The sequence below is a fragment of the Deinococcus pimensis DSM 21231 genome (assembly GCF_000519345.1).
GTDB classification, from domain to species: Bacteria; Deinococcota; Deinococci; order Deinococcales; family Deinococcaceae; genus Deinococcus_A; species Deinococcus_A pimensis.
The window spans coordinates 391238-400546 of the sequence record NZ_KI912633.1 but is presented as its reverse complement, the minus strand read 5'-3'; the positions used below and the strand labels follow the sequence as shown (position 1 = coordinate 400546).

The following is a 9309-nucleotide window of genomic DNA, read 5'->3' as shown; positions in this document are numbered from 1 at the left end:
GGCGGCGGGAGCGGAGCGGTCGGAGCGCCGTCCGCGCGCCCGGAGGCCACGGTCGCGGGCCGAGACCTGCGCATCGACCTGCTGCGCGGCCTCGCCATCGTGTTCGTGGTGGTGGACCACATCAACGTGCCCTCCCTCTACCACCTCGCGTCGCACGAGCGGCTCGGGGTGCTGTCGGGCGCGGAACTGTTCGTGCTGCTCGCGGGGGTCGTGCTGGGCCTCGTGTTCCGCAAGCGCGGCAGCGAGGAGCGGTGGCTCGACGAGACGTCGCGCCTGTTCACGCGGGCGCGGGCGCTGTACTTCGTGGCGCTCTTCGTGGTGCTCAGCTCGTACCTGCTGAGCCTCGTGCCGTGGCTCGACGGGCGCATCCTGACGACCTTCACGGATCAGGGGACGGGTACGGTGTACAACCTCTACCCGAACGCGGAGAACGCGGGCCGCCTCATCGCGAGCGTGATCCTGCTGCGCGTGGGGCCGTCGCAGTTCAACATCATCGGGCTGTACGTGGTGCTGCTGCTCGCCGCGCCCTTCGTGCTGCTCGTGCTGCTGCGGGGCCGCACGGCGCTCGTGCTGGGCGTGAGCTGGCTGCTGTGGGGCGTGTACGCGGTGTCGCGCGTGAACCTGCTGCCCGCGCAGTTCGAGGATCCCTTCCCGCTGCTGGCGTGGCAGCTGCTGTTCGTGAACGGCCTCGCGCTGGGCTTCCACCGCCGGAAGGTGCTGGCGTGGATGCGGACGGGTGCGGGCCGGGCGCTGTTCGGCGTGGCGGTGGCGGTGTTCCTGGCGGGCCTGTTCTACACGTGGAACAACCCCGTCTCGGAGGGGCCGTGGGATCCGCGCCTGTCGCTCATCGCGCCGGACACGTTCTACGGGATCTACGAGCGCTTCTTCGGTCGTCAGGACCTCGGGATCGGGCGTCTCGTGAACGTCGCGGCGTTCGTGATCGTCGCGTACGCCCTGCTGAGCCGCTTCTGGGGCGCCTTCCAGCGCGTGCTGGGCTGGCTGCTGGTGCCGCTGGGTCAGGCGTCGCTGTACGTGTTCATCCTGCAGGTGTACTTCGCGCTGATCGTCGCGAGCGTCCCCGTCTTCTCGGTCGGGTCGGTCGTGTGGGGCACGCTGGCGCACACGGCGGTGCTGCTGCTGCTGTGGCTGATGGTGCGGGGGCGCGTGCTGTTCCGCTTCATTCCGCGCTGACGTCGTGCCCGGCCGCGTCCTCACCGTGGGACGCGGCCCGCCGCACGGCCGCCCAGAGGGTGGAGACGAGCCCGTCCGTGTCGCCCTGGTAGAGGCGGTCCTTCGCGTGGAAGGTCGCGCCGAGCGCCCCTCCGCGCGCGAGGTCGTCGTCCGTGAGCACCTGCGACGTGACGATCAGGACGGGCAGGGCGCGCGTGGCGGGATCGGCACGCAGCCGCGCGAGGACGTCCAGTCCGCTCAGGTCCGGCATGGACAGGTCGAGGAGGACCGCCCGGTACGGGGCGTCCCGGACCACCCGCAGGGCCGCCTCTCCCCCACCCTCCTCGCGCACGTCGAAGTGCTCGCGGGCGAGGAGGGCGCCGAGCAGGTAGCGGTCGGCCTCGTTGTCGTCCACGAGGAGCACGAGGGGCCGCGTGGAGGTGGAGGGCCCCTCCCCGGCGGGCGCGGCGGGCACTTCCCCGTTCACGCCCTGAACCTCGGGTCCCGCGTACGTGACGGGGAAGGTCGCGTGGAAGACGGAGCCGCGTCCCGGCTCGCTCGTCAGGCCGACCGTGCCGCCGAGGAGTTCGGTGAGCTTGCGCGCGAGCGACAGGCCGAGGCCCGTGCCGCCCGCGCGGCCCGGGCGGGAGCGGACCTGCGTGAAGTCTTGGAAGAGGCGGCCCTGCTCCTCCACGGGGATGCCGATGCCGGTGTCGCGCACCTCGAAACGCACGGCCCGGCCGCCGTCCACGAGCGCGACGTGGACGCGCACCTCGCCGCGCGGCGTGAACTTCAGCGCGTTGGAGACGAAGTTGCGCAGCACCTGCGACACCTTGCCCTCGTCGGTAGTGAGGGGCGGCAGGTCGCGCGCGTCGTCGAGGACGAGCCGCACGTCCGGGTTCGTCAGGATGGGCTGGAAGAGGGCGCGCAGCGTGGCGAACAGGGTGTCCACCCTGAAGGTGGAGACGTGCACGTCCGACTTGCCCGCCTCCACCTTCGCGACGTCGAGCAGGTCGTTGACCATGCCGAGCAGGTCGCCCGCCGCGCCCGCGATGAGGCTGACCTGCTTGTGCTGCTCGGGCGTGAGCTCACCGTCGAGCCGCGCGAGCAGCATCCGCGTGAGGCCGAGGACGCTGTTGAGGGGCGTGCGGAACTCGTGGCTCATGTAGGAGAGGAACATCGTCTTGAGCTGGTTCGCCTCGCGCAGCCGCTCCGCCTTCTCCTCCAGCTCGCCGTAGAGGGCGACGACGCCGCGGTTGGTGTCCTCCAGTTCCTGGTTGAGGCCGCGCAGGCGCTCCTCGCGCTCCGCGAGCGCCGCGAGGGCGTCCATCAGCTCGTGGTTCTGCGCCTGCAGTTCACGGACGGGGTCCGCGCCGCGCGCGAGGAGGAGGTCCCGGGCGGCGCGCTCCACGTCGGCGTCCGTGACGCCGGTCGGGAGGTGCTTCTCGACGCACACGGTGGTTCCTTCCGGGGACGTGTCCACGTGGAAGGCGTCCATCAGGCCGCGCGAGCCCGCGAGTCCGACGCCCATCCCGGTGCGGGAGCGGTACGTGCCGCCCAGGACACGGTCGAGGTCGGGGATGCCGCCGCCGTGATCGCGGACGGTGACGCGCAGGGCGCGTGGCAGGCTGGGCGGCGTGACGCCGAAGGTGACGGCGCCGCCGTGGGCGTAGCGCAGGGCGTTGCGGGCGAGTTCGGACACGACGGTCGCGACGCGGGTGGTGTCCTGCGGGCCGAGACGCAGGTGCTCCGCAATCCGGCGGGCGAGGGCGCGCGCCCCGACGAGGTCGTCGTCGGTGTCGACGCGGACGGTGATGAGGGCGCGTTCGTCGGCGGTCACGGGGTCTCCTTCACGACGAGGACGGTCACGTCGTCGCGGCCGCGCGCGTGGTCGCGGTACAGCACGCCCGCGACGAGCGCGCACGAGCGGCCCGCGAGGCCGGGCGAGCGGTCGAGGCTCCAGAGGCTCCCGAGGCCGTCGCTGTGCAGCACGAGCAGGTCCCCGGGTGTCCAGGGGAGGGTCTGGGCGGTGGGCTTGGGCGGGGTCAGGCCGAGCGTGCCGTCCTGCGAGACGAGCCCGCGCCGCCCGGCGGGCGTGACGACCGTTCCGGAGACGTTGCCCATCCCGCTGAAGGTCACCTCGCGCCGCGCGCGGTCGAGCAGGGCGACGCCCGCGACGCCGCCCCCCCTGCCGCGCATGCCCCGGTGGACGGCGGCGAGCAGTTCGGGCGGGCCCTCGGCGGCCTCCGCGAGGAAGGCGCTCACGGCGGCGCTCGCCGCGTCGCGCCCGCCGACACCGTGCCCGAGGCCGTCCACGACCATCACGGCGAGGCGGTCGTCGCGCGCGTGGACGGCGAACCCGTCGCCGCACACGGTCTCGCGCGGGTGCGGCACCTGCACCACGCCGATGTCGAAGGGTCCGCCGCCTTCCCCGCCGACGGTCGCGAGGACGGCGGCGCCCTGTCCCGGCTGGGAGTACAGGTCGAAGCGGCGCGAGAGCCGCCGGACCGCGCCGAGGCCCGTGCCGGGCGTGCCCGCCGTGGAGTACCCGTCGCGCAGCACCTCGCCCACGCGGGCCACGCCGGGACCACGGTCGAGCGCGAGGACCTCCACGGCGGGCCGCGCGCCGCCCTCCACGGGACGGACGAGCAGTTCGCCCTCCCCGGCGTGCTTCACGAGGTTCGTGCCGAGCTCCGTCACGACGAGCGCGACCTCGCCCTGCCGGACGTCGTTCAGGCCGAGCGAGCGGGCGAGGTCCACGCTGGCGCGCCGGGCTTCCCCGACGCCGCTGGCCTCGCGGATGACGAACCTCAGCCCCGCGCGCACGACGTCACTTCCATTTGGTGGCGGTGACGCGCGTGAGCACGCCGGGGGTGGATTCCACGCTGAAGTCGTTCACGAGCCTGCGCGAGCCGCCCAGCCCGAGCCCGAGCCCGCCGCCCGTGGTGAAGCCGTCCTGGAAGGCGCGCTCCACGTCGGGAATGCCGGGGCCGCGGTCCTCGAAGACGAGCCGCAGGCCGCGTCGGGGCGTGTCGAGGCGTTCCACGCGCGCCTCGCCGCCACCGCCGTGGATGAGGGTGTTGCGCGCGAGTTCGGAGGCGGCGGTGACGAGCTTCGTCTGGTCGACGAGGCTGAAGCCGAGCTCCACGGCGGCGCGGCGCACGGCGTGACGGACACGGACGACGTCGTCCTCGCTGTGGATGGGGAGCGTGTCGGGCGTGGCGGTCACGGGCGCTCCGGGGTCAGGCACGCGGCCCGTCGAGGCTGGCCCGCAGTCGCCGCATGCCCTGCTCGACGTTGAGGGCGGTGCGGACGTGACGCCACGTCACGCCGAGCTCCACGAGGGTGATGGCGACGGCGGGCTGCATGCCGACGATCATCGTCTCGGCGCTCAGGAGGCGGCTCATGGAGGCGATGTTGCCCAGCACCCGCCCGATGAAGGAGTCCACGACGTCCAGCGCGGAGATGTCGATGAGGACGCCGCGCGCGCCGTGCGCGACGATGGCGGTGGTGAGGTCGTCCTGCAGGGTGAGCGCGAGGCGGTCGTGCATGTCCACCTGGATGGTGACGAGCAGCAGGTCGCCGAGCTTCAGGATCGGGATGCGCTCCACGCGTCAGGGCGTCCGGCCCGGTGCCTGCCGCTCGACGCGCATGCCCGTGCGTTCCATGGCGATCTGGATGGCGTCGGCGAGGTTCGCCTTGGTGGTGACGCCGCTGAGGTCGATGCCGAGGTGCACGATGGTCTGCGCGATCTGCGGACGGATGCCGCTGATGATGCAGTCGGCGCCCATGAGCTGAGCCGCCGCGACGGTGCGCAGCAGGTGCTGCGCGACGAGCGTGTCCACGGTGGGCACGCCCGTGATGTCGATGATGGCGATGGTGGAGCCCGTCTCGACGATGCGCTGGAGCAGCGTCTCCATGACGATCTGGGTGCGTTCGCTGTCGAGGGTGCCGATGAGGGGCAGCGCGACGACGCCGTCCCAGACCTTCACGACGGGCGTGGAGAGTTCGAGCATCTCCTGCCGCTGACGCTCGATGATGTTCTCGCGGCTGCGCTGGTACACCTCGATGGTGTAGAGCCCGAGGCGGTCGAGCAGCACGTTCGCTTCCCAGCTCGCCTCGGCGAGCTCGGTTCCGCCGTCGGTGCTCTCGCGCAGCGCGGAGAAGAGCGGCTGCTTGAACGAGAAGACGAACGTGGCGACCTCGGAGAAGCTGAAGCCGCGCTGCGCGCGCTGTCGCGAGAGGTCCTCGAGCTGGGCGCGGACGCCGCTCCAGGCGGGGTGATTGCTCCCGCCCTCGAAGGGGACGCCGCTTCTCAGCGCGGCGATGAGGGCGCTCAGGAAGGCCTGCGACTGGGTGCGGAGTTCGGCCTCGCTGATCAGGTCCCGGCGCATGGTGCCCGAGGCGGCCTGCTCGCCGAGCCACACGTCGAGGAAGCGGGACGGGTCACGTTCGAGGCTGTGGAGGATGCGCTGGTCTGGGTTCGTCATGGGTGTGGGTGAGGACCGACGCGGGAAGCGGGCGGCTCATGGCGCGCCCGGATGGCGGGGTCACGGCCTCACTCTACCAGGGGCCTCGCGGGGCGAGCCTTTCGTGCGAAAGCGCCGGGTGTCCTGAAGAAAACGTGAAGACGCTTCAGGTTCTCCACCTCGTCCGTACATGAGACACGACCTCTCCGTCCGATCACCTATAGTTTGCTCATCTGCCCCTCGCGCCCGCCGCGACCTGGAGCCTCTCATGCTACGCACCGCGACCCTGCTGCTCGTCGAAGACAACGAAGGCTACGCCTACCTCACGGAGCGGGTGCTGCGGCGCGTCGCGCCCACCCTGAAGATCGTCACGGCCAGAAGCGCCGAGGAGGCGCTCACGCTGGTCGCCACGAGGCGGCCGGACCTCATCCTGCTGGATCTGCTGCTCCCCGACATGTCGGGGCTGGACCTGCTGCGCGCCCTGCGTTCCGAGCCCGTCACGACGGGGGTGCCCGTGATCGTCTTCTCCGCCTACCCGGACGACGCGAACGTACGCGGCGCGTACAGCCTGCTCGCCAACGCCTACCTCGTGAAGCCCGAGGACGTGGACGAGCTGGACGCCACCATGCGTGCGTTCTGCGAGTTCTGGCTGCAGCGGGCGCTGCTGCCGTCCGGCCCCCCGACGCACTGACGTCGTCCCCAGGAACGAACGAGGGGCAGGTCCGATCGGATCTGCCCCGGGAGGCCCGCCGTGTGGGCGGGCGGTGTCAGTTGAGCGTGCGCTCGAGCGCTTCGAGTTCGCCGAACAGGATCTTCTCGGCGCGCGCGAGCCCGAGGGCGGCGCGGGCGTCGGAGGTGTCGGTCCGGCTGGTCTCGTAGGCCTGGTGGAACTCTCGTCCCGCGCGCATCAGCGCGCTCTCGGGCGGAGCGTCCGGGGTGACCGGGAGGTCACGGACGGTCCGGTACAGGGCCCGCTTGGCGTGTTCGTAGCGCTGGACGCCACGGACCACGTTCCCGGACCTCAGGAGCTCTCTCGCCTCGCGCAGTTCGCGCGTGGCTTCCACCAGGACCTCGACGTCGCGCGGCACGCGGGTGCCGTCGGTCTGTGCCGTGGTCATGCTTCTCTTCCTCTCGCGGGCGTGGTGCCCGCCCGTTCCGACCGCGTCGGAACCCGTTCATAATACGTCATCGCAGGACGCGGTTCAACTCATTTCGCGGAAGGCGTAACGCCCGCCCCATCGACCGCCCCGGCGCGAACGTCCGCCTCCGCGAGCGCGAGCTGAGCGAGGTGCAGATTCCGCAGCCAGGGTCCGAGCCGCGCGGGGCCGCCCTCGCACAGCCACTCGAACTCCTCCCGGCCCAGCACGTGCGCGCCGAGATCCCACGCGACGTCGCGCAGCAGCGCGAAGAGCTCCGGGCGGTCCGGGTGATCCGCCGGAAGCGACGGGCAGCGTTCGAACCGGTTCATCACGTCCCCCTGGACGGCGTCGTTCCACACTCGCGACCACATGGCCACAGTGTGGGGAGTCGTACCGTTTGCTTCTTGAGAAGCGCCGAGCACATGACTTGACCGCTCCTTTCTGTTCAAGAAACTTCAACAAAAACAAATGTTGGCCCCGCGAACGAATCAAGGGAAGATAAACTATGTGCCCGGGCACCCTCAACCGTCGGGACATTCGACCCCCTAGGCTGAGCGAATGAAGGACGTCGCCCCCTCCCTGTCATGGCTGGACGTGGACCCGGACCACCGGCGTCTGCTCAACCACCTCCAGGCGGCCGGCCGGTGCGTGCACGCCGAGGCGCGCGACGACGGCACCTTCCGCGTGACCGTCGAACGAGGCGACGAACGCCTCGCCGCCACCGGCCGCACCCTGGAGCTCGCCCTGTCGGGCGCGTTCATGCTCGACGACCGCGCCCGCCTCCCCTAGCCCTCCAGCAGGGGCAGCGGGAACGCCTCCCCCGCCAGGCGCGCCAGTTCCGCCCGCACGGCCTCCACGTCCGTCCCGCCCCCCGGGACGGGCGCGAGGCGCACGGACGCTTCCCCCACCACGTACAGCCGCAGATCGAAGCGTGACGTCACGTGGCCCTCCACCAGCAGGCGCGTGCGCCAGCGGGCGTACTCGCCCTCCCCGCGCGCCAGACCCGAGAGGTGCGCCGTCCAGCGCCGCAGCGGACGCGCGCTCGTCCCGAGGACGGCGGGCGTCACGTCGCCCGCGCGGGCCTCCATCAGGACGTCTACGTACGCGTCGTCTCCCTGCGCCCCCGTCAGCGACGCCACGCGGCCCAGCGCCGCGCGCACGTCCAGCGGCTCGCGCGCCAGCGCCACGAGCGCCGAGTACCGCGCGTGCGCGGCCAGCCACCCCTCGAACAGCACGCGCGCCCGCAGCGCCTCACCCTCACGCTCGTCCAAGACGTCCCTCCCGACGACGTTGTATCACCTCGCGCCCGAAACGTACGTCCGGTCAGCGTTCGCGCCGCGCGCGAGGCGCAGTATTCCCGGTGGAGGTACGCACATGGAACGACGCAAGCTGCGCGACCTGGAAGTCTCCGCGCTCGGCCTGGGCTGCATGGGCATGAGCGAGTTCTACGGGCAGGGCGACGAGCAGGAGTCGCTGCGCACCATCGACCGCGCGCTGGAACTCGGCGTGGACTTCCTCGACACCGCCGACATGTACGGCGTGGGCCGCAACGAGGAACTCGTGGGACGCGCGGTCAAGGGAAGACGCGACCGCGTGGTGCTCGCCACGAAGTTCGGCAACGTCCGCGGGCCGAACGGGGAACGCCTGGGCATCGACGGACGGCCCGAGTACGTCCGGCAGGCCTGCGAGGCGTCCCTGCGCCGCCTCGGCGTGGACCACGTCGACCTGTACTACCAGCACCGCGTGGACCCGAACACCCCCATCGAGGACACCGTGGGCGCCATGGCCGAACTCGTGACGCAGGGCAGGGTGCGGTACATCGGCCTGTCGGAGGCGTCCCCGGAAACGATCCGCCGTGCGAACGCCGTGCATCCCGTCACGGCCCTCCAGACGGAGTACAGCCTCTTCACCCGTGACCCGGAGGGCGGAGTCCTCGACACCTGCCGCGAGCTCGGCGTGGGCTTCGTCGCGTACAGCCCGCTCGGGCGCGGCTTCCTCACCGGGCAGATCCGCTCCCCGGAGGACTTCGCCCCGGACGACTTCCGCCGCTTCAGCCCGCGCTTCCAGGGGGAGAACTTCGGCCGCAACCTGCGCCTCGCGGACGCCGTGAAGGACCTCGCCGCCGAGAAGGGCTGCACGCCCGGCCAGCTCGCGCTCGCGTGGCTCCTCGCGCGGGGGCCGGACGTCGTGCCGATCCCCGGCACGAAACGCGTCCGCTACCTCGAGGAGAACGTCGGCGCGCTGGACGTGAAGCTCACGGAGCAGGAGCTCGCGCGGCTGGAGGAGGTCTTCCCGGCGGGCGCGGCGGCGGGCGAACGTTATCCGGACATGAGCACCGTCAATCGGTAGGGAGGACCGCATGCGGATCGGCATCATCGGAGCGGGACACATCGGACAGGCGCTCGCGCAGCGCCTCTCGGCGGCGGGTCACGAGGTGCTGCTGAGCAACTCGCGCGGGCCCGAGTCGCTCGCGGACGTCGTGGGGAGGCTCGGCCCGGGCGTGCGGGCCGTGACCGCGCGTCATCGAGGCG

At 71.8% G+C, this 9309-nt stretch carries 13 protein-coding genes; 5 read left to right on the top strand and 8 right to left on the bottom strand.

The window, feature by feature from the left end; translation table 11 throughout:
- Positions 1-1191 (top strand): OpgC family protein (locus DEIPI_RS29160; protein WP_169737043.1); only part of this gene is annotated, 1191 nt, incomplete at its 5' end.
- On the opposite strand, the gene DEIPI_RS0106810 is transcribed toward DEIPI_RS29160, so the two are convergent.
- Genes DEIPI_RS0106810 through DEIPI_RS0106790 form a run of 5 tightly spaced genes read right to left on the bottom strand, consistent with a single transcriptional unit; the run spans position 1178 to position 5660 of the window.
- Positions 1178-3010, bottom strand: coding sequence for an ATP-binding protein (locus DEIPI_RS0106810; protein ID WP_027481287.1), 1833 nt, complete (start codon positions 3008-3010; stop codon positions 1178-1180). The two genes, DEIPI_RS29160 and DEIPI_RS0106810, sit on opposite strands and share 14 nt — an antisense overlap.
- The gene (locus tag DEIPI_RS0106805; RefSeq protein ID WP_027481286.1) at positions 3007-3996 is read right to left on the bottom strand and encodes an ATP-binding SpoIIE family protein phosphatase; all 990 of its coding nucleotides are present in this window, start codon (positions 3994-3996) and stop codon (positions 3007-3009) included. The genes DEIPI_RS0106810 and DEIPI_RS0106805 overlap by 4 nt, the downstream gene beginning before the upstream one ends.
- A gap of 4 nt (positions 3997-4000) precedes the next feature.
- On the bottom strand, positions 4001-4399 hold the full coding sequence (locus DEIPI_RS0106800; RefSeq protein ID WP_027481285.1) for an anti-sigma regulatory factor: 399 nt from the start codon (positions 4397-4399) through the stop codon (positions 4001-4003).
- 13 nt (positions 4400-4412) lie between these two features.
- On the bottom strand, positions 4413-4781 hold the full coding sequence (locus DEIPI_RS0106795) for an STAS domain-containing protein (RefSeq protein ID WP_027481284.1): 369 nt from the start codon (positions 4779-4781) through the stop codon (positions 4413-4415).
- A gap of 3 nt (positions 4782-4784) precedes the next feature.
- Positions 4785-5660, bottom strand: coding sequence for an STAS domain-containing protein (locus tag DEIPI_RS0106790; RefSeq protein ID WP_027481283.1), 876 nt, complete (start codon positions 5658-5660; stop codon positions 4785-4787).
- A gap of 247 nt (positions 5661-5907) precedes the next feature.
- On the opposite strand from DEIPI_RS0106790, the gene DEIPI_RS0106785 reads away from it, so the two are divergent.
- A complete protein-coding gene (locus DEIPI_RS0106785; RefSeq protein ID WP_045233746.1) occupies positions 5908-6330 on the top strand; it encodes a response regulator in 423 nt (140 codons plus the stop codon).
- Positions 6331-6406: 76 nt separating this feature from the next.
- Here the strand turns inward: DEIPI_RS0106785 and DEIPI_RS0106780 are convergent, their stop codons facing one another.
- Entirely contained in the window at positions 6407-6757 is a 351-nt protein-coding gene (locus DEIPI_RS0106780; RefSeq protein WP_027481281.1) for a hypothetical protein, read from the bottom strand.
- 89 nt (positions 6758-6846) lie between these two features.
- Positions 6847-7149, bottom strand: a complete 303-nt coding sequence (locus DEIPI_RS0106775) for a hypothetical protein (protein WP_157463504.1) — start codon at positions 7147-7149, stop codon at positions 6847-6849.
- A 187-nt stretch (positions 7150-7336) separates the two neighbouring features.
- On the opposite strand from DEIPI_RS0106775, the gene DEIPI_RS0106770 reads away from it, so the two are divergent.
- The gene (locus DEIPI_RS0106770) at positions 7337-7567 is read left to right on the top strand and encodes a hypothetical protein (RefSeq protein WP_027481279.1); all 231 of its coding nucleotides are present in this window, start codon (positions 7337-7339) and stop codon (positions 7565-7567) included.
- On the opposite strand, the gene DEIPI_RS29155 is transcribed toward DEIPI_RS0106770, so the two are convergent.
- Complete coding sequence (locus DEIPI_RS29155) at positions 7564-8049, bottom strand: hypothetical protein (protein ID WP_045233745.1); 486 nt, start codon at positions 8047-8049, stop codon at positions 7564-7566. The two genes, DEIPI_RS0106770 and DEIPI_RS29155, sit on opposite strands and share 4 nt — an antisense overlap.
- 103 nt (positions 8050-8152) lie before the next feature.
- Here DEIPI_RS29155 and DEIPI_RS0106760 point away from each other — a divergent pair, with 103 nt between their 5' ends.
- Positions 8153-9127: an aldo/keto reductase gene (locus DEIPI_RS0106760; RefSeq protein WP_027481278.1), complete on the top strand. Its 975-nt coding sequence runs from the start codon at positions 8153-8155 to the stop codon at positions 9125-9127.
- A gap of 10 nt (positions 9128-9137) precedes the next feature.
- Positions 9138-9309, top strand: a 172-nt coding sequence (locus tag DEIPI_RS36485; RefSeq protein WP_169737042.1) for an NAD(P)-binding domain-containing protein, incomplete at its 3' end; no start/stop codon positions are given.